At 59.3% G+C, this 17,903-nt stretch carries 20 protein-coding genes; all 20 read right to left on the bottom strand.

What is annotated here, in order from left to right; genetic code table 11:
• Positions 1–318: 318 nt before the first annotated feature.
• Positions 319–945: a phage baseplate assembly protein V gene (locus Q0P52_RS04360; protein WP_293766572.1), complete on the bottom strand. Its 627-nt coding sequence runs from the start codon at positions 943–945 to the stop codon at positions 319–321.
• On the bottom strand, positions 942–2,042 hold the full coding sequence (locus Q0P52_RS04355; RefSeq protein WP_293766574.1) for a phage baseplate assembly protein: 1,101 nt from the start codon (positions 2,040–2,042) through the stop codon (positions 942–944). The genes Q0P52_RS04360 and Q0P52_RS04355 overlap by 4 nt, the downstream gene beginning before the upstream one ends.
• The gene (locus Q0P52_RS04350; RefSeq protein WP_293766576.1) at positions 2,026–3,309 is read right to left on the bottom strand and encodes a DNA circularization N-terminal domain-containing protein; all 1,284 of its coding nucleotides are present in this window, start codon (positions 3,307–3,309) and stop codon (positions 2,026–2,028) included. The genes Q0P52_RS04355 and Q0P52_RS04350 overlap by 17 nt, the downstream gene beginning before the upstream one ends.
• Positions 3,309–5,387 carry a phage tail tape measure protein gene (locus Q0P52_RS04345; protein ID WP_293766578.1) on the bottom strand — a complete coding sequence of 693 codons (2,079 nt, stop codon included), beginning with the start codon at positions 5,385–5,387 and terminating at the stop codon, positions 3,309–3,311. Before Q0P52_RS04345 ends, Q0P52_RS04350 begins: the two co-directional genes overlap by 1 nt.
• Positions 5,388–5,511: 124 nt before the next feature.
• Positions 5,512–5,898 carry a hypothetical protein gene (locus tag Q0P52_RS04340; protein WP_293766580.1) on the bottom strand — a complete coding sequence of 129 codons (387 nt, stop codon included), beginning with the start codon at positions 5,896–5,898 and terminating at the stop codon, positions 5,512–5,514.
• A gap of 3 nt (positions 5,899–5,901) precedes the next feature.
• Positions 5,902–6,276: a phage tail protein gene (locus Q0P52_RS04335; RefSeq protein WP_293766582.1), complete on the bottom strand. Its 375-nt coding sequence runs from the start codon at positions 6,274–6,276 to the stop codon at positions 5,902–5,904.
• Positions 6,277–6,341: 65 nt separating this feature from the next.
• On the bottom strand, positions 6,342–7,760 hold the full coding sequence (locus tag Q0P52_RS04330) for a phage tail sheath subtilisin-like domain-containing protein (RefSeq protein WP_293766584.1): 1,419 nt from the start codon (positions 7,758–7,760) through the stop codon (positions 6,342–6,344).
• A complete protein-coding gene (locus tag Q0P52_RS04325) occupies positions 7,760–7,960 on the bottom strand; it encodes a DUF2635 domain-containing protein (RefSeq protein ID WP_293766586.1) in 201 nt (66 codons plus the stop codon). The genes Q0P52_RS04330 and Q0P52_RS04325 overlap by 1 nt, the downstream gene beginning before the upstream one ends.
• Positions 7,957–8,622 (bottom strand): DUF1834 family protein, encoded by a 666-nt coding sequence (locus tag Q0P52_RS04320; RefSeq protein ID WP_293766588.1) that lies wholly within the window; start codon positions 8,620–8,622, stop codon positions 7,957–7,959. The genes Q0P52_RS04325 and Q0P52_RS04320 overlap by 4 nt, the downstream gene beginning before the upstream one ends.
• Positions 8,622–9,047, bottom strand: coding sequence for a DUF1320 domain-containing protein (locus Q0P52_RS04315; RefSeq protein ID WP_293766591.1), 426 nt, complete (start codon positions 9,045–9,047; stop codon positions 8,622–8,624). The genes Q0P52_RS04320 and Q0P52_RS04315 overlap by 1 nt, the downstream gene beginning before the upstream one ends.
• On the bottom strand, positions 9,044–9,463 hold the full coding sequence (locus Q0P52_RS04310; RefSeq protein WP_293766593.1) for a hypothetical protein: 420 nt from the start codon (positions 9,461–9,463) through the stop codon (positions 9,044–9,046). The genes Q0P52_RS04315 and Q0P52_RS04310 overlap by 4 nt, the downstream gene beginning before the upstream one ends.
• 14 nt (positions 9,464–9,477) lie before the next feature.
• On the bottom strand, positions 9,478–10,386 hold the full coding sequence (locus Q0P52_RS04305; RefSeq protein WP_293766595.1) for a Mu-like prophage major head subunit gpT family protein: 909 nt from the start codon (positions 10,384–10,386) through the stop codon (positions 9,478–9,480).
• Positions 10,387–10,404: 18 nt separating this feature from the next.
• Positions 10,405–10,809, bottom strand: coding sequence for a hypothetical protein (locus Q0P52_RS04300; RefSeq protein WP_293766597.1), 405 nt, complete (start codon positions 10,807–10,809; stop codon positions 10,405–10,407).
• A 3-nt stretch (positions 10,810–10,812) separates the two neighbouring features.
• Positions 10,813–11,907, bottom strand: a complete 1,095-nt coding sequence (locus Q0P52_RS04295) for a phage protease (protein WP_293766599.1) — start codon at positions 11,905–11,907, stop codon at positions 10,813–10,815.
• 79 nt (positions 11,908–11,986) lie between these two features.
• The gene (locus Q0P52_RS04290; protein WP_293766601.1) at positions 11,987–12,907 is read right to left on the bottom strand and encodes a hypothetical protein; all 921 of its coding nucleotides are present in this window, start codon (positions 12,905–12,907) and stop codon (positions 11,987–11,989) included.
• A 214-nt stretch (positions 12,908–13,121) separates the two neighbouring features.
• The gene (locus Q0P52_RS04285; RefSeq protein WP_293766603.1) at positions 13,122–13,616 is read right to left on the bottom strand and encodes a phage virion morphogenesis protein; all 495 of its coding nucleotides are present in this window, start codon (positions 13,614–13,616) and stop codon (positions 13,122–13,124) included.
• Positions 13,613–14,449 (bottom strand): phage minor head protein, encoded by an 837-nt coding sequence (locus tag Q0P52_RS04280; RefSeq protein WP_293766605.1) that lies wholly within the window; start codon positions 14,447–14,449, stop codon positions 13,613–13,615. The genes Q0P52_RS04285 and Q0P52_RS04280 overlap by 4 nt, the downstream gene beginning before the upstream one ends.
• The gene (locus Q0P52_RS04275; protein WP_293766607.1) at positions 14,436–16,037 is read right to left on the bottom strand and encodes a DUF935 domain-containing protein; all 1,602 of its coding nucleotides are present in this window, start codon (positions 16,035–16,037) and stop codon (positions 14,436–14,438) included. Before Q0P52_RS04275 ends, Q0P52_RS04280 begins: the two co-directional genes overlap by 14 nt.
• 5 nt (positions 16,038–16,042) lie before the next feature.
• Positions 16,043–16,258 carry a hypothetical protein gene (locus tag Q0P52_RS04270; RefSeq protein WP_293766609.1) on the bottom strand — a complete coding sequence of 72 codons (216 nt, stop codon included), beginning with the start codon at positions 16,256–16,258 and terminating at the stop codon, positions 16,043–16,045.
• Positions 16,259–16,267: 9 nt separating this feature from the next.
• On the bottom strand, positions 16,268–17,896 hold the full coding sequence (terL, locus tag Q0P52_RS04265) for a phage terminase large subunit (RefSeq protein WP_293766633.1): 1,629 nt from the start codon (positions 17,894–17,896) through the stop codon (positions 16,268–16,270).
• Between the last annotated feature and the right edge of the window lie 7 nt (positions 17,897–17,903).

The raw sequence follows: 17,903 nt of genomic DNA, 5'->3' as shown, positions 1-17,903 counted from the left end.
AGTAGGATTAGCTTACTCGCAGATTCTTGATTCGCGACTGTCTTTAACCTCTGTGGTGAACACCAAGAGTTTATGGGTGTTTGTATCCCCGATTGTCCAAAGTAAATGTTCCAGCCCTACAACTTTGAACAGACTACCGGTTGGGATACTAAGATTCCACGTCCTTGTGTTTAACAGATCCCCACGAGCAATGGACATAAAAGGCTGATCAGACTCAAAGTGCGCCAATGGATCATGAGTACTGTCAGGTTCGTAAATTTCCAAAATGAATTTTGTTTGCACGACTCCGCTCCTAATGACATGGGAGAGGCTAGTTTATCATGCAGGTTCACCAGTGATTCCTCCAGAATCACCCGGATGCTTGTGATGCGCACCGCTCTTGCCGGCAGCGATTACATCCACCGTCGCCTCCAGCGTGCCGTCTACATGCGCACCTGCTCCCCCCTTGATGGCCATCCCGCCGTTGCCGTTGAGCTGGCCACCCGCCGTCACCTGTTCACTGGCCGTGAGCATCGGCGTGTTGAAGTCAGCCTTGTCGCTGGCGTTAACTTCCCAAATCTTGCAGTTGACCTTAAACACATCGCAGTCGGTTTCGATTAGGCGGCCGCGCTTGAGCACGATCTTGGCCCCCTCGTCGGTGTAGAGCGCGACCTCGCCCGTCTTGAGTGCCTTCAGCCGGTAGCTGCCGTGCTCTGTGGCGATCACGATGCTGTGACTGGTTTTCCCGCCGACAGGCAGGGCGACAGCCATCGTCCCGGCCGGCGGGTTGCTGGTCAGCCCGTAATGCTGGAACAGCTCGGCATCCTGCATCGGCTCCCCAGCCAGTCCCTCGCCCTGTACGAGCTGAACGGCTGATGCGCTGCCAACCCTCGTCAGTACGCTGCGAAATGCCTGCCTGACGCCGGCCATGGCGCGCCGGATGCGCTTGTCGACATCGTTCATCATTGCGTTACGTCCACCGTTTCCAGACCCGCCGAACTGTTCTTGCCTCGACGGTGTTTGCGTTTGTGGGGATGAGCATCCAACACCCAGACACCATCTTCCTTCAGAGTCAGCATGGTGACCTGGCCAATGCCTCGGCCACCCTGAAATTTGCGTGCCATGAGGAAGAACACCCCATCAATTTCATGCGGCTCGCTCACAACGTGAATGCGTTGACCTGGCTGCCACAGCACGCCGTCGCTGGTACGGTGTCCGCTGACCTTGGCCATCAGGGTAAAGCCCTTGAGGCGTGAGTCTGATAGCAGCTTGCGCGCTTTGGCACGTGCTGCCTCGGCATTTTCGGCATCATGGTCGACCACAATACGGGGACGGTAGACGGTAATTCCGGCATCCTTCACCGTGCTTTTGAGTGCATGCTTCCCGCCTTCAAGTGCCGTGCCATGCGCCTGGCCGAGCACAGTGATCTCGGAATGGCGTTCCGCCATGCTGCGCGTCCGGCGCAAGCTGATCAGGTTATTGCCGCGCCCATCAATTTTCATAATGAGGCTGGCCACAGGTGGCTTGCTGTAGTCCGGCCCGCCAATCACCAAGGTGCCGTCGGGCTCAAACCACGGCCATAGACCGTTGGCTTCGGCTGCATGTACCAAGGTGTCCCACGCGGTATCGCCGGGCTCGACACTGATCTTGTCGGCAGTTCGCGCCTTGTCAGCGTCGATGCGGATCTTGCTGATGCCTAGCGGCTTGACGACGTTGGCCACCACTTCGGCCAGCGTGGCCTGCTTGGCCGTGAAGATCGGGGCCGAGCAATCAGTCAGGATGGCCGCACCGTCACGGCCATTGATAGACAAGCTATGGCTGCCTTTCTCGACAGACTCGTCGATATCGTCCACAAATCCATTCAGTACCGTTTCCGCGCCTATGCGTACCTGCACGGCTGCGCCTTCTGTGACGATGGGCGGAAACTTCCCTTCCGGCAGGCCCAGATCCACACGCCAGGCGTCAGCTGGGATCAACAAGTCCGAGTCGATCTCGTAACGGGTCCACTTGCTATGAACCCGGCCGCCGATCAGTAGGCTGACGGTGTTATCGGGCGTAGGCATACAACGCATCTCCAGCCTGCAGGGCGTTGGGATTGGTCAATTGGGGATTGAGACGTGCCAGCTCCTCTGCGCGGGTGTAATCGCCATACCAACGAAAGGCGACCAGGTGCAGATTGCCTGGAGCGTCGACCGTGCGTGTCACCAGTGGCGGCAGTGCTTCGATGATCGCAATGGCAGCATCCTGCACACCTAGTGCCGTGTCTTTCAGAGACTCCGTGACAGGGCGGGCCGCCTCAATCTGGAATTGATCCCGATGAGCATCAATAACGGTCTGCAACGTGTCGCGCACGTCATTAGTGATCAGCTCAACCTCTTGGGGCGACAACGTCGGCTGCTCTGCTTCTGCGGCAAAGATCTGACTAGCCGTATCGGCCATCGACGTGGCCACAGCGATCTGTACAACTGTCGTTACCAGGGCGACGTCCTCAGCGGAGGCCGGGATAGGCTTCGCATCACTGACAGTGCCCGATCCAGCTCCGCCAGCATTGGCACTGGCGTTCTCAGACACGGAGCCGGCAGAGACCTGGCTGGGCAGCTTGACGACGTTGTCGAATTGGCTGGTCAGGCTCTTCCAGTCAGACACGATCACACCCACATCAAAGCCGCGCAGATCCGCCATGCCATCCACCAGGCTCATGACGTCGCCGGCAAAGGCTCGCGGATAGTCAATCAGATCCAGCGTGGTGCCGATGATGCCTTGCACTTGGCTGCGTAGCGCGCCCAAGGTGCCCGTCATCACATCGCGCAGCGCATTCAGGCGTGACAGGTTGCCGCTTAACGCTTTCAGCCCATCTAGAGCCGAAGCAAAGGCTTCAATTCCATTGGTACGACCTGCGGCGGCAAGCAGTGCCACCACTTCTGCTTTTTGTGCCGGCAGCTGCTGCACGAAGAAGGGGTTGCCCGGCGTGGCTTCAACAAAATCCAGCTCAACCGTGCAGTAGTCCGGGCTGTCCGCCTCATGAATGATCTTGTAATCATTGAGCTGCGCCTTCTGGATGCTACCGAACACAGGGTGGATCAGCTCGCCGTGACCGGGCTTGTCCAGGACGGCGATGAACGCCTGCAGCCGGCTCTCGTAGTCATCGCCAAAGAACACCGCCGACATGGCGATGCGACGCGCCTTACGGCCAAGGTCTTCTATGTCCGCGCCATCAAGGTACGGGTATTCATGGCTGGCGGTATCGCGCTGGGCGCTGTCCTGCGTTTGCAGACAGTCGAAAGTAACGCCCCGGAAGGCGGCATCCAGCAAGGTATCAGACCACGCCATCATCCTCTCCTGAATGCCATCGTGTTCGCCTGGTTGACGGCGGCGACGATATTGCCGTTCTGCACATCAACGGTCACTTGCACGGGGATGGGAGTACTGGTGGCCTGCTGCATTTTCATGGCGGCCATATCCAGCTTGGTGGAGACATTCAAGGTGGACTGCAGCATATCCAGCTGCGGGATAGGGGCAGCGCCGCTTGGCGCGTTACGTTTGGCAAACGTCGTAGGCTCAAGCAGCTTGGCATCTTTGTCTCCGTTGAACATGTCGTAGAGCCAAGTACCAAGGGTGCGTTCTTTGCCACCATTCGTGGCGGTCAACACGCCGGTGATGCCCTCATTGATCAGGGAGCCCACGCCATAACCAACAGCACCAGCAGCCAGTACACCACCGCCCGCCCTGAGAGCGGCCCCCGCTCCCCCCAACGCTCGACCGGCTATGCCACCCGCACCGGCACCAGCACCAGCACCGCCACCCATCATCATCATCGGTATGGCTGCAGCGCCAGCTGCAGCCGCAAGAGCCGTCACAGCTGTGGTCGCGCCGACCAAGGCCGTCGATAGCCCCGGATAGGCTTGCGCATAATCTGCGAGTTTCCCGGAAACAGAACCTATCGTATTGCTGAGCCCATCAAACGCTTGCTGTTCGGCAATGGCCTTTTCGTTTTTAGCCCGCTCGGTCTGAAATGATGCGGTGCCGGCGATCATGTCAAAGTTGATCTGGCCGGTGCCGCCAGCACCTGGTAGCTTGCCTTCGATATCTTTTACGTATTCGCGGTTACCCATGTAGCCGACCAACGCCATCAGCGCTTGGCGGTCCTGAATCAGAGTGCCCACGGCCGATCCCTGCAGGATATCGCCCTGTGACTCCAGCAGCGCCTTGCGGTCATCGCCTTTGGCAGTCTTCAGCTTGGCCTGGATTTCTTGGTAACGCTTGTCATGGCCGACCACCATGTCGACCAAGCCAACAAAAGCATCCAGCGAATTCACCCCCTTTTCACGGGCGGCCGCCAGCGTACCGGCCAGGTCGATGCCTTTCTCGCCTTTCTTCTTTTCTTGGAATGTCTTTGCGCTGATTTTGGCAGCGTCTCTGGCCGTATCCTGGCTATTGATCTTAGCCAGCAGGTTGACCAGGTTATTGCCAGCCTCGTCTTTGGTGCCGGCTGTGATCACTGCAGCTTGGTTGGCTGCAAGCAATTTGGCCAGTCCACCCATACCGGACATGCCCGCCTGTTTTGCAGCCGCCATCTGCTGGGGTAGCCACTTGGACATGTCTTTCAGCTCGAAGCCGCCTTCCTGGCCTGCCTTGATCGCCATGTCGAGCGCCAGCGGCAGCTCGCTTTCCTTGATTTTGAACGTCTGCATGGCCCGGATGGCGATATTGCCGAGTTCGTTCGGATCGGCACCTGTTGCCGTGGCATATTTCTGCAGCATTGGCAGCAGATTAACGGCACTTTTCTGGCTCATTGCCCCTGAAGCCAGCAAGCTATCCAGCGTCTCGGCCGCATTCTCGCGGGAGCCTCCGCCCTCGCGCACTGCATGCTTGATGGCCTCATCCAGTTCATGCACGCCTGCGCGGCGGCCGGCCACATCACGTTCTGCGAATGCGGTATTCGCCATCATGGCCAGACGGCGGTCATACTCCATTGTTCGCTTGATGGGCTGGCTGACCACATAGCCGCCAGCCGCTATGCTAGCAGCCGCAGCAGCCAACCCCTTGGCCCCGGCCACCATGCCACGTTGCAACTGGCTCACACCCGCCATCTCCCGGCGCAGCCCGGCTACCTTGTCGCGCATGGCGTCATAGGCCCGCGACTGCTCTTTGGCAGTCAACGTGCCACTGTTGGTCAGTCGCTTGTAAGCAGCTTCGGTCAGCTGGATCTCGCGTTGGATTGCCCGTTCGGCACGGACGCCAAGTTGCTCCCGCGCGCTGGACATCCGCTGGCTTTCACGCGACAGGCCGATAACCGCTCGTTCCGCGCGCTGGGTCTGCCGCTCAGCCTCCTGCATGACCCGCTGGACGGTACGGGAGGCTTCATCGCGCGCCTTGAGCGTCAGGGCTAATTCAGGGTTACGGGGCATAATCAGGCAGGTTTCTTTCTACGCTGTGAGGTGATGCGGCGAGACTCGCTGCCGTCTCCCTGCCGTAGCTTGCCGCCATACAGCCGGTTAACAGCAGCGAGATATCCTTCAAACTCAGCGGCAGTCAGCTCGCGGATTCGGGGCTCGGGGATACCGTGCTTGCCGAGGGCGACGACGGCGAGTCGGAAGCCGGCAAGCTGGGCTTCGGCCGCATCCGCTTTTTTTTAAGCCGATCCCGCGCCGTAGCCAGCACGTCGTAGTCATCGTCGACCAGTTCCTTGTCCAGCAGCTCGTAGGTAATCGCCTCCGACGGTATGTCGCCGAGTCGTACCAGGGCACGCGCGAGCATCGCGGTGTTCAGCCGTAGGTTGGAGCCCACGCCCAGCTCCTCGATGGCGACGATGTTGTCACCCACGGTCGGCAGGCGCAGTTCGAAGTCGTAGTGCATTTGGCCGGAGCCCGCCGGATACTCCACGCCGTAGAGCAGCGTGTCCTTTTCAGTCATGGCCATGCCTTACTCCTTCACCTTGCGCAGCGCCTGCACTTTGAGATCCCGGCGCGCTTCGTTGTCGACGCTGTATTTCTCGCCCACCTCGGTGGTAAAGCAGTCAAGGTAGCTTTCTCGCTTACCACCGGGGCTCAGTGGGTAGATCGTCAGCTTCGCGCCTTCAATCCCTTCCCAGTCCAGATCGCCCGAAAGCGGTATCGCTACCGTAACGGACATGTCGTACTCCGCGATGCCCTTGGCAAATCCCTTGGCCCGGCCAGTCTTGTTCATGGTCTTGACCAGCTTGCGACCAGTCTTGGTATTGATGTTGACGTCGATCACCTCGACCTCTTTGCCGTCAACCTCCAGCACGATGGCGCCAGCGTATTCCTGAAGTGCCATGCTTTTCTCCTGTGGTAGTCGGGCGACCTTCTCGGGTCTGGTGGCCTCCAGCCGCCCCTGGGTTGTTACAGCAGCAGATCGATGCGACCGGCGAACACGTGCAAGCCGTTAACAACATCGGCCGGAATCTTGGCATTCAGCCGGTTCACGTCCTGGCTATCGAACTCAACCAGCAGGCCATCCTTGTTGGCTTCGACGTTTTCGACGATCTCCAACTCTTCCAGCTTGAGCAGCACGTCATACAGCTCAGAGCGAACCTTTTCCGGGGTGCGCTCGGACAGTTTTTCGCGCGGGAAACGCAGGCTGATCCGTTCGCGGCATGCTTTGCGCACATAGTCCAGCGTGCGGATGGTGGTGATATCCAGCAGCGACACGTCGTTGGTGCCGTCTGCCGCCTTGGTGTAGGTGGAAATCGCCCGGACGATCTGCACCTTGTCACCGGGGCCGACTTCCAGCGGCGTCAGGCCATTGTTGAGCGCGTTTTCCTGCTCGGTACGGATGGGCCGCTGGTCGATGGTGGTGACGTCCAGGCCGGCCAGCTCAAGGGTATTGAGCGGGCGGGCCGGATCTTCTTCGCTGGCAATAACGGCAGCGTAGGCAGCGGCGATTTCGCACGGCAGCCGCAAAGAGCCGCGATACCAGGCACCCGTAACCCGACCGCCGTTGATCTGGCCGGCGAGCGTGGTGCCTGTGGCCAGCGAACCCGGCCAACCGAACACGCCGGTAGCTCCTCGCTGTTCCATCGGCCCGGACACAAAGTCCAGATGGGTGCGCAGTGCAGTAAGATGCGCCTGGCTGGACAGCGGAGCCACGATGATGTTGTGGCCAGCGCCAGCGACGGCTGCCAAGGCTGTGGTGTAATCCGGATCAAGCGTGCCACCAGTCAGTGTCGCTACCGTGGCTGTCAGGCCCGGCGCAGTGCAACTGGCGACAAGTTTGATATCGTTGCCTACCGTGCCCTTGTGATAGCAGGTATGCGTTACCACGCCGGCCGCCGCAACGCTGTTGACCGGGATGTCGGGTTTAGCGGTCACGGCCGCAGCCAGGGCCGTGGCAACAGCAGCGGCCGTATCACCACTATTGACTGCGATATCAACGCGATTGGCACCCACCCACAGCGACACCACGCCACTGCCCGTTGCGGTACCGGCCAGCGTAGTGGTCCCGCTTGCGGCACTGCCAGCGGGGTCCACAACACCAATGGTGGTCAGTTGCAGGTAGGGGTTGGCTTTGATCGCGGCCCGCACCATCAGGTGCAGTTGCGAACCACGGCCGAACAGCTGAGCGGCCTGCTCATCACTGAATACATCCACCGGCACCAGGGCGGCCTGACTGCCAGCAGCCAGCTTCTGGCCCAGTACCAATACCTTTTGCAGGTTGCCCGGCAAGGTACGCACCGCCAGCCGGGTATTGAACTCGAAGTACTTGCCGGGCTTGCGAATGCTCGACGGAATGCTGTCAAAGCTGATATTCGGGCTGGACATCATTCACCCCCTTTCTTCGCGGCTTTTTTGGCACCGTCAGTTTCAGCCGGTACGGCTTCAACGTCGATCAGGTCGCCGTCCGCCACAATGCGCAGGTAATAGGTGCTGTTGGGCACCTCAACCGCTTCGGCATCGGTGATGAACTCGCGCGGTTTGTCTTCCATCGGTACCTGAATACCGGGCGCGGCTTTCACTTTCATGAGTTGCTCCTGGAGAGAAGATCCTGGGCATCGGGCTGACCGTCATCCGGGATCAGGTGGTAATTGAGGCCAGTACGCAGCCAGTCCGGGTCGGGCTGGCCGAGCTTGCCCTGGTAGCGAGCAAATACCGCATCGGGGCTGGTTTCTGCTTCTGGTGTGCCAGCTGCTGGCGGGCTCGGCCAGTGCTCGTTCGGCAACACCTCTTCGATCCACGCTGTCTGGAATTCGCAGGCAAATACCGAGAACGCCTGTTTATCCATTCGCGAGTTGTAGAGAGTGCGAACCCGACCGGGCATCAGTTCAGCAATGGGCAGCCCGAGATCCTGCGAGGACAGCAGGCGTCGCACGGCATAGACCAGCGAGTAACTGCCCACTTCGCCAGCGGCGGGGCCGCCGATCCGGCTAGCGTCTTCTTTGCGCACACTGCGCTCGCCGACCATCACTACGAACTGCCCGGTGGCCTTGAATTTCTGCCGACTGGTGCCATACGGCTCGGTCTTGGTGACCCCGCCGAAAGTGACCCAGGCGGCCGGGAAGCGGCGAATGGCATCTCCGAGCCCGTCGTCCAGTTCGCCGCCATAGCTGCCGACCTCACGCACCATGCGGCCGAGACCCAGCCGCAGGCGGGCAATGATGGCGTTTTCGGTCTGAACCAGAATCATCAGAACGCTCCGCCATCGCGGGCAAAGACCCGCAGCCCAGGCGTGAACTGCACCGTGTTGTCTACCGGAGCTGGACCGCCACCCGGCATACCACCCAGGGTCACCCTGCCGGCCGCCACCAGTTCCAGGAACCGGATGGCATCCTTGTAACGATCCCGAATCAACTCCGTTTCCACCGCGTCAGCGCCACACATCCGATAACGAGCGATGTCGCAGGCGTAGCCGGTGAGGATTTTCGGGGGTGTCGCCATCGGCAGCGGGTAACGCCCGCCGAGGTAGCCATCAATCTCGGCGGTAGCGTTCACCAGAGCTTCAGTCAGCACCGTGTCGTTGATCTGGCCGGCATAGTCGCGGTCGGTCAGTGCAATGACCTCCCGCTCACCAAATCGGGTCACCATGTCGTCACGGGTGGCGTACACGATCATTCCTCCCCGGAGAGATAGGTCAGCTGCACGGCCAGCATCGGCTCTTCGTACAGCAGCTTGAACTCGGACTCGTTCAGCTCCTCGAGGCGGATGGTCGTCTTATCGCGGGTGAAGACACGGCCGGCCCGGCGGAAGCTCTCGCACTTGGCGACGACTTCAACGGCGTTGGGTTCAAACAAACCAGTCAGCGCTGCAGCAGCTTGTTCCTTGGCCGGCAGAGAGGGCTCCTGCTCGCCGGGCAGCTCAACATCCTGAGCTTGATCGTCCTGCTCTGCAGGGCCTTGTTGTAACGGCTTCTGCTGAGCTGCCTGATCGGCAATCTGATCGCCGGATTGCTGGCTGATCGGTTCCGAGTTGTCCTGCGGAGCGGCAATCTTGGCTTGAGTGGTCGGAGTAGTCTTGGGTTTGGCAGCCATGATCATTCCCTTGCTTAAGCGACGGAACCGTCGGAGCCGTAAGCCAGTTGCCAGAAACCGTAGCCACCTGCAGCACGAGCTTCTGCACCGAACTTGAATTTGCGTCGCATGAACACATCGTCGGCCTGGGGATCGGTCTGCTGCACAAACACCGGCTTCTTACGGTTCTGGTAGATGAACGGCTTGACCGGTTTGGTGGTATCCAGCAAGAACCAGGCGTCGTCCGAGGTCAGGCGAGCATCCACCACCAGCTCGGCCGTGCCCTTGTAGGGGTTGGCCTTGCCATCATCAAGCCGATCGTTGGTCAGCAGCGCACGGGCGGTATCTTCCAGCGCCGGCGGTACCAGCAGGACATTGGGAGTGATGTTGAGCGGGCGACCTTCGTCATCCTTGAATTTCTTCATGGCGGTGCGGGCTGCGCCATAGCTCGCCATGGCGGCGGCCTGCGAGGCGGCGGACAGTTTCTTGGTGCCCTTGTTCGAGACCGACTGCGTACCTACCGGGTGGTCGATATCAAAGAAGTACTGAGTGTCGTAGCACTGGTTGGTGAAGCCCTTGCTGACCAGGTCGAACACGATCTCGTCCGGCAGTTGCTTGGCGGAGTAACCCGCCATCTGCGCTTGTGGCGCATAGATGCCCAGGTTGTCGTCATCGATGTCGTTGCGGTCGACTTCGACGGTGGCTTCCCAGTCATCGTTGGTGATGGTGTAGCCGGAGGCTGCCAGCGCTTTGACGGCCTTCTCACCAATCCACTTCTGCATACGCGGAAAGGTGGACAGCCACTTGTAGTCATTCGAGCGCGCAGTGGACGGTACCTCCATGGCGATTTTTTGCCACTGACTCGGGGCCGCATCGAAAGCATTATTGAAGGTGGTCTTCAGGTTGACGAAGATCGCCTTCAAGGTGGAAGCGTTGATGATCATGTGTGCTTTCTCCTGTGATTAAAGGACCCACACGCCGTCTGCATCGAGGCCGACGACAATGCCGGCTTGCGAGCGGGTGTTGGCACCGTTGGTTTTAGCGACGGTCTGGTTGTCGACGATGAAGCAGGCTCGGCCAAGGCTGGCCTGTGTCACCGGGTCGCCACCATCGTTGGCCCACTTGAACGCCTTACCGCGTCGTACCGGCACGCTGACGGCACCGTCAGCACCAGCCGAGTTGTCGACGTTGGCGTCAGCCATGCCGAGATACGCCAGCGTCGTGGCCGTTGCGCCGGGAGTGGCGAAGCCGGTGGCGCTGGCCGCCACCAGAGTACCCGCCAGAATCTTCACGGCAGCTGCCACCGGTACGACGATCAGCTCGCCTTCCTTGAACGGGGTATTGCGGTCTTGGGTAGTCGCAGCCATGTCTTACTCCTTCAGGGCGCTGGCCACGGCAGCCGGGTCGTTGCCAAACATGCTGCAAATGGCCAGCGTGTCGGCGTCGAGTCCGGGAGCCGGCTCATCTACGGGCGGGTTGCCACGGGTCTGGGTGCCAGACAGCGCGGCAATCTTCGGGGCGGTGTCGAGGTAGCCCTTGAGTTGGGCCAGATTGGATTTGCCGAGATCGCGCGCCCAGCCTTCCTGGGCCGCCAACAAACGACCATCGGACAGCGCCGCCACGACCAACTCGTCAACCTCGCGGCCGGACAGTTGGGCGGTCAGTGCTGCAACCTGGCCTTGCAGATCGCGCATGGTGTCGACCGGCGCAAAGCGGGCCGGGTCCACCTGGTTGGCAGACAGGACGGCAATGCGCTGCTGCAAGGTGTTGACCAGGTTGACCAGGTCAACGCTGGCAGCAGCTGTGCCTTGACCATTGGAAAGCTGGTCAACCAGCTTTTGCAGCTGAGCCTTGATGTCGTCGGCAGTCGCGCCGACCGGCAGGTTGAGCAGCCAGCGCAGCTGCTCGATCAGTTCGTCCATTGCAGACTCCTCTTGGATAACGGACTGGGTGAGGGAAACCAGACGCGACAAGGCCGCTACCTGCAGTTCAGGCAGTTGGTCCAGAGCCGGGTTATTGGTCAGAGCGACATGCAGCAGGCCAGTGACGCGACCGTGCTTGTCGTAGGTAAAAACAGGGGAGAGATAGAGGTATTCCTTGGCCACGATCATGGCGGCTGCCGTCGCCGTCCATTCCACATCCGTGGCATAGAGGCCGTCTTCGCGCCACTCCAGCGCGCCGAACCACCCACTGGCGGGGGCGGGCTTGCCATTGGTTTCGCTGCGAAGGGTCTGGTGCTCGTAGTCGATTACATAGCGCGTCTCCCGTTGGTTGGCTTCGGCAATCAGGATGGCGGCCAACACCTCATCCAGCTGCCATGCCGGACATTCGGCCGGACGACCGTCACGTGCACGGAAGGTGCCAGCCGGAAGCAACTTGATGACGCGGGGAGCCTCGCCGTCGGCGGTGCCGAGCTGGGAGAGGTCAACCGTCAGAGCGGCGATGAGGGGTGTTAGATGTGCCATGCCCCGCATTGTGCGGGGCATGGTGGGGATGGGAATCTGTGAGGGGTTTCAGTGAGTTAGAATAAATAAATCTGAAACCCTACCACTTCATTTTTTGCATGTATCGTGCGATGCCAGCCGAAGCAATGCGTGCATTTTGATCATCGAGGTTCTTGGCAAGAACTTTGGCCAAGATAAAGTTGTTGCGCCTTCCCGCGAATGCTTTTGCTTGACTAGCAATGTCTGGCATCTTGTTAAGAATAGCCTCTGCCTCTGTAATGCTTCTGGATAGTTTTTTTAGGGCAGGTGTTGGCATTTCATCCAGCAAACTGCTCTTTAGACTGCGGATGGCAGGTGTAGCCTTCTCAAAAATCATGCCCCTAACGTCTTCAGCAAAAAAACTGATAAACTCAAGAGACCCGGCTTTGTACCGTTCTTGCGTATCAGTTTCTTTGGGTGCGTTTCCACTAGTCCCCCGCATAAAATCCCTTACTTCAATTTGCTTTTTGGTTAGCTCTCTATAGTCATAGACATCATATTCACTACGCTTGGCCATGGTTTTGATCAAATTAACCAATTTAACCCCAACTTCCTGCTCTAGCATTCGAATAAAATCTGTAATCTCTTTCGCTTGAGCTTTAGCAGCGGCCAGCCTGATTTCCAAGGATGGGGTGGCATCTCTTCTTGCTTTTAGCGAGGTTGCAACTTGCCTACGCTCTATATATTTGGTAGCCATCCTGCTTTGCGCTAAAAATTTTTCCGCACCAAAATCTTTTCCACACACATTGCCTACATTTGTCATTCTGCCGTCTTCCAGCCTGACAACAAAACCGAAGTTGTGAGCTCTATGACAACTTCCTTTCCCACAACGGATTGTGTTGGAAAATTTGTAATAATGAGTTATGACATCAATTTTTACGACTTTTGGATCAATATCTTTCGTATAGCCAGGTAGGCGTTCTAGATCTTCAGCCTTCTCAATAATCCCAACTTCCAGCTCATCCGGTAGGATTTTGCTCATGCGCCCTCCGTTGCCCAATTGGAGAGTACATTTTAGCACCGTCAGCACACCGTTAAAATCCTTTCACCCTGCCACACGGGTTGGACACGAACCCACACGCCCGCCACAGGGCGTTTAAACACCGTTTAATTTCGACGATCTAGGGTTCTGGCGTACAACCACCCACCCGACCTGCAAAAAACGCGCCAAAACGGCGCGTTTCGCCTTTCTGGTTTCAGTCACCAGCCACCTGTCTCAGGTAATCGTTCATCGTTGCTTCAATCTCGTCGATGTCCTGGTCGGTGAGCAGCAGGAATGGCCGAGCAGGGATTTTCGACCCTGGGTGGTTGACCTTCTTCACTAACCGTCCACCAAAGGCGAGCGCCTTCTTGTTGCGGGGACGGATTTCATGCGGGCGAGTCTGGCCGCCGAACTGGTGGATGGCCGCGTATTTGACATTGGTGCCGACCACGGCGTTGTCGTTGTCGCTGGCCGAGACGATAGAGGAAGCGAGTCGGCCAGTAGCCTGTAAGATTTTGCCACCGGCCCGGCGAGGGTTGGGCTTCAGCCCCTGCCATTTCGGCCGACCTTCTTGGGCGAAGTTTTCCTCGACCGCGTCGGCCATAATCCCGGAGATGGCACGCATAACCGGCGCTCTGTTGATCACGGCTCTTTCCAGCCGCTCCAGCGTCTGCATGAGGCCACTTTTGTCGATCTTGATAATGATCATCGGCTTGCTTGCTCCTGGACGAACTGCCGTGCCAACTCTGGCGGGTAACGGCTAAGGTCTGGCTGGTACGCTGCCACACCAGGATTGAAGCCAAAGCCGGCATCAGCCATAAAGCGCTTGCCAGTAAGCGGATCGTTGAATGCCACCGCCGGGCGAGTACTACCCTGGCGGTCGATAGGTTGCTCGACGGTTTCCAATCTCCCTTCGCTGCTCGAGGCAACCAGTTCCATCCGATCCATGTCGCGCTGGCTGCGGGTACGCACCCGGCAGCGACAGTTCCAGCCGTTTGGCGGGTAGAAGGTGCGCCAGAACGGATCGTCATAGCGGAACACCCGACCGTGCAGGCTGCGATGCGCTGGCCGGGTGCGGTTGTCCATTACCGCCACGTACTCCCAGTACGGACGGAATTCCGCATTGGCCAGCTGTTCCAGGAAACGACCGGCCTGATAGCTTGATTGCAAGTTGGTGCGAAAGATGGTTTCCAGCCGGCGTGGGTTGAGGCGCTTGCCGTGGATTTCGCCGGTCTCCTGGTCGACGATCCGGCCCTTTCCCCACCAGCCCTTGGCCTCCAGCAGCGGTTGCAACTGACTCTGGAAGCTGGCCAGCGTCTCGCCGCTCTTCAGTGCCGAGTCTAGCGCGCCTCGGATATCGGTCAGTACGTCGAGTTTGGTGACCCCGGCCACGGTGAATGCCTTGGCCTGCGCCTCAGCCCACACGTCCTGCCACTTGAAGCTGATGGCGAAGCCCTTGCTCTCGAAGTAGGCGATGGCCTCCTCGGGCGGCAAGCCGATAGCGAAAGCCAGATCCACCTGGCTGATATCAGGTGTGGGCATTTAGCCGTCCCCACACGTCGGCAACGAAGATGGCTCGCGCCAGCAGATCGGCAATGGCTTTATCGTCCATGTCCGGGTAGATCGCCACCAGTGCCTCAATTGCGTCGTCTGGCGTCGCGCCGTCACGGATTGCCTGAATGACGGGGGCGAGCAACTGCTCCATGCCGGCGTTGATCACATCGGCCGGCAAGTTGCTGGCAGCTGCGTCGAGTGCGGCCTGATCCGGGTAGACAACCTCGCCTTTGTCGTTGGTGAGCACTGCACGGTATTGCAGGCTAGCCGCTGCTTGCTCCTGTTTTGTCACCGGCCGCAGTTCTGGCGGCAGCGCCATTTCCGGGCGCGGCGCAGTAAGTACCGCCTCGCCATTCTGCGGCTCCGGGATGGCCAGCTTTTCCCGTACCCATGCCACAGGTACGTCCAGCCCCAAGCCGACCAGCTTGGGCAGGCTGTCGGCATACAGCTCAATGTCTTCAACCTGCCGCGTGTCGAACACCAGGCGCGGCATGCGGCGAGGGTCGACCTGGCCGAAGTTGAGTACCGCCAGTGGATACAGCAGATCCCGCGTGATGGTGCCCTCCAACTGACGGGCATCGCTCACCGTCAGGTCGTGGCGCACTTCATTGTGGATGTTGCCCAGCGCGTTGGTGCTGGTTTTGCCGTCAGCCTGGCTGGTCAGCGTCCCGCCCAGAATGCCCTTGGACTGGGTTCTCTCGCACCAGTCCATCATTGATTGGAACGGCTCCTGGCTCCCATTGGCCGCGTTCTGGAACTCAATGAACATGGTGTCCGGTATGATGCCGGCGGCGTTATGTCCGATCTCAGCCACTGCCCGCAGCAGCGTTGCCTTCTCTTGATTGGTTGCCCCTGCAGGATACTTGCCCAAACGTAGTGGCAGGCCATAGATCTCCAAGAACTCTGCCAAGTCGCGCACTGAGTAATTCTTGAACAGGTAAGGCCACGCCAGTACGCGATGCAATCCCGATCGGGTCAGGTAACCGGATTTCGCCTTGTGCTTGTGGATGACCCAGCCAAACTTCCACGGCTCTGCGCCATCTACGCTGCCATCGCGCAGGCGCAGTGCGTTGCCATCATGCGGCACGGTCTGAAACCAGCGCTGGGGTCGGTGCGTCAGGCTCTTGGTCAGCCAGTCGGTACCCAGCCGCTGCCACTCGATTTCCATCGCCGAAAATCCGTGACCTATCCCGTCCAGGCAATCCAGCAGGAAATCATCCCAGTCCGGCATGTCTTTGAGCCATTCCAGCAACTGGGCGGCCTGCTTCTTCTCGGTAGCGCTGGCATTCCTCGGTGGCTCAATGCTCCAGTCAAGCGTCAGGAGCGCACGCTTGCGCTTGCTCATCTCTGCAAAGATGTGGCCATCCTTCTCTTCCATATCAGTGAAGAGGTCCGCTTGGGCAGCAAGATGGCCTTGTTCGGCGTCTTCCAGAATATGATGCAGCTTCTGCGGCGTCAGGCCGCGCGACGGATGCTCGGCAAACTCGCGCGTCACCCAGCCAACGCGGGCAGTTTGGGGCTCCTCCAACACCTCGCGCTGGATCGGCTTGCCGTATTGATCAAGAATTTGCGCCATGTTTGTCACTCAGCCTGTCCGTTGCGTTTCTTCATTGCCGCCCACTTCTCAGGGTGATTGGCCTTCCATTCCTTGATGGCCTCTCTCAAGCATTGAGCGTTGAGCCTGGCCGTATCCTTCTCCAGCATCCACTCATGGATGAAATAACAGAGGAGTGCGAAAACGGTCGCGCCACCAATCGCCATGATGGAGAAACCTAAGACCATTGCAAAATTATCCATAATCCATCCTTACCAGCCGCCGGATTCGAAGCGGCCGACGTGATCATCATCAGCACCTGCAGCATGACGCGGCACCGGGGTGTATTCGATCTGGCCGCCACCAGACAGCGCGGCAGCCCAAAGCATTTGCAGGGCATCTGGGCCGTCGTCGTGGTCGGCCTTGGGGAAGTGGCGTAGCTGTTCGATCAGCGTGTGCAGGCTCGGGTGCAGCCGGATAAGGCCATTGGCCATGTGTGGTTGCAGGGTCTCGATGCGCAGCAGCTTGTCGCCATGCGGGGTCACGGCACGGGCCGGCACAGGGATGCCGCGCGCTGCCGAGCGTTTCACCAGCTCGGTGCGCATGAACTCCTGGAACTGCACCGCCTCCACCAACCACAGCACACAACGGTATTCAGCCTGGAAGGCAATCACGTCTTCGATGATGCGGTCAGGCAGGCGCTTGCGGATGCTCGCCTCTACTACGTCCAGGATGCCTGTTGCCCGGTTATAACCGCCCACCAGCAGCGCGGAAGGGTCGCGCCGGTTGCCGGCCTTGCCAAGAGAGGGGTCGCAGGAGCCGTAAAACACCCACTCAGCAAGCCGATTCACCCAGAAGTTGATGCACTCGGCGAACGGGGCATCATCACCCGACAGCGGATCGTTTTGCTGTTCCGAGTCAAAGGCGGACTTGCCGTCGCGTGCCCGCTTGGTCATTAGCTTGTAGAAGGTGGTGCCGCCTGGCCAACAGATCTTCACCCCAGCATCCATATCCGGCTGGTGCGCCTGGTAGTACGCCAGAGCCTCGTCTTTGCCCTCGCCAAGCAGGATCTCCGTCCAGCGATCCCACAGGTCCATCCGATCTGGCCAGCGCTCTACAGCGCGAAACTTGGCACTAGTCCAGAGCGGGTTCTGAATCAGCCTGGCCAACACCGAGTCGTAGTGCAGGATGGTGCCGATGATGAACACGTCGAGGCTGTCGTCAGCCGGGCCAAGGGAGAGCAGGCTCTTGGTAATCCAGCTCATCAGCTTGTCGCGCTGCTCCGGGCTACGCACGTTCTCGTCGTTCTCCAGGTCATCGCCGATAACAAGGTCAGGACGATGTGGGCCGTGGCGTCGGCCCCGGATTTTTTTGCCGGAGCCGAACACTTCCACCTTCACGTCGTTGGTGGTCAGGATGGTGCCCACCTGCCATACCCGTCCACGTCCTGTCGCTTCGGGGAAGTCCAGTAACAGGCGCGGGTTAAACTCCAGTTCCGCCTTGATCGCTTCCAGCATCGGCCATGCCTGTTCGATGGCATCCATCACAATCAGCGGGTAGTGCTTGCGACCGGTAACGATGCACCACAACGTACCGATCTGGGTGACGATGGTGGACTTTGCATGGCCACGCGGAGCAGCCACGGCATAGTGGTCGCCGACACCGTTATCGACGACATCCTGAAACTTGTCGAACAGGTACTCATGCACTGTCGCCGGGCTGCATTTGACGTAGTGCGGGAAGTAGGTCTGCGCAAAGAAACGGAAGCTGGCGAACGCCTGTAGCCGGCGTTGATCTCGCGCCGCCGGGTCGGGGTCGAAGTTGTCACACTCAGTATCGATCTGGCGACGGTACTCTGCCGCAAGCAGCGCAACATCCTGCAGGAAGTCCTTTTTAGTGATCTTCTTG

The organism is uncultured Aquitalea sp., assembly GCF_945957525.1.
In the GTDB taxonomy this organism is placed as follows: Bacteria; Pseudomonadota; Gammaproteobacteria; order Burkholderiales; family Chromobacteriaceae; genus Aquitalea.
Note: the sequence above shows the minus strand (reverse complement) of the source record. Positions and strands in the feature narration are given on the sequence as shown.

Bases quoted from the DNA above. Each gene is read 5' to 3' on its own strand.
- Q0P52_RS04280 (WP_293766605.1), bottom strand. From the start codon at position 14,449: ATGCCCACACCTGATATCAGCCAGGTGGATCTGGCTTTCGCTATCGGC.
- Q0P52_RS04290 (WP_293766601.1), bottom strand. From the start codon at position 12,907: ATGAGCAAAATCCTACCGGATGAGCTGGAAGTTGGGATTATTGAGAAG.
- Q0P52_RS04300 (WP_293766597.1), bottom strand. From the start codon at position 10,809: ATGGCTGCGACTACCCAAGACCGCAATACCCCGTTCAAGGAAGGCGAG.
- Q0P52_RS04350 (WP_293766576.1), bottom strand. From the start codon at position 3,309: ATGGCGTGGTCTGATACCTTGCTGGATGCCGCCTTCCGGGGCGTTACT.
- Q0P52_RS04270 (WP_293766609.1), bottom strand. From the start codon at position 16,258: ATGGATAATTTTGCAATGGTCTTAGGTTTCTCCATCATGGCGATTGGT.
- Q0P52_RS04285 (WP_293766603.1), bottom strand. From the start codon at position 13,616: ATGATCATTATCAAGATCGACAAAAGTGGCCTCATGCAGACGCTGGAG.
- Q0P52_RS04320 (WP_293766588.1), bottom strand. From the start codon at position 8,622: ATGATTCTGGTTCAGACCGAAAACGCCATCATTGCCCGCCTGCGGCTG.
- Q0P52_RS04315 (WP_293766591.1), bottom strand. From the start codon at position 9,047: ATGATCGTGTACGCCACCCGTGACGACATGGTGACCCGATTTGGTGAG.
- Q0P52_RS04360 (WP_293766572.1), bottom strand. From the start codon at position 945: ATGATGAACGATGTCGACAAGCGCATCCGGCGCGCCATGGCCGGCGTC.
- Q0P52_RS04330 (WP_293766584.1), bottom strand. From the start codon at position 7,760: ATGTCCAGCCCGAATATCAGCTTTGACAGCATTCCGTCGAGCATTCGC.
- Q0P52_RS04335 (WP_293766582.1), bottom strand. From the start codon at position 6,276: ATGGCACTTCAGGAATACGCTGGCGCCATCGTGCTGGAGGTTGACGGC.
- Q0P52_RS04305 (WP_293766595.1), bottom strand. From the start codon at position 10,386: ATGATCATCAACGCTTCCACCTTGAAGGCGATCTTCGTCAACCTGAAG.
- Q0P52_RS04325 (WP_293766586.1), bottom strand. From the start codon at position 7,960: ATGAAAGTGAAAGCCGCGCCCGGTATTCAGGTACCGATGGAAGACAAA.
- Q0P52_RS04295 (WP_293766599.1), bottom strand. From the start codon at position 11,907: ATGGCACATCTAACACCCCTCATCGCCGCTCTGACGGTTGACCTCTCC.
- Q0P52_RS04310 (WP_293766593.1), bottom strand. From the start codon at position 9,463: ATGGCTGCCAAACCCAAGACTACTCCGACCACTCAAGCCAAGATTGCC.
- Q0P52_RS04340 (WP_293766580.1), bottom strand. From the start codon at position 5,898: ATGGCCATGACTGAAAAGGACACGCTGCTCTACGGCGTGGAGTATCCG.
- Q0P52_RS04355 (WP_293766574.1), bottom strand. From the start codon at position 2,042: ATGCCTACGCCCGATAACACCGTCAGCCTACTGATCGGCGGCCGGGTT.
- Q0P52_RS04275 (WP_293766607.1), bottom strand. From the start codon at position 16,037: ATGGCGCAAATTCTTGATCAATACGGCAAGCCGATCCAGCGCGAGGTG.
- Q0P52_RS04345 (WP_293766578.1), bottom strand. From the start codon at position 5,387: ATGCCCCGTAACCCTGAATTAGCCCTGACGCTCAAGGCGCGCGATGAA.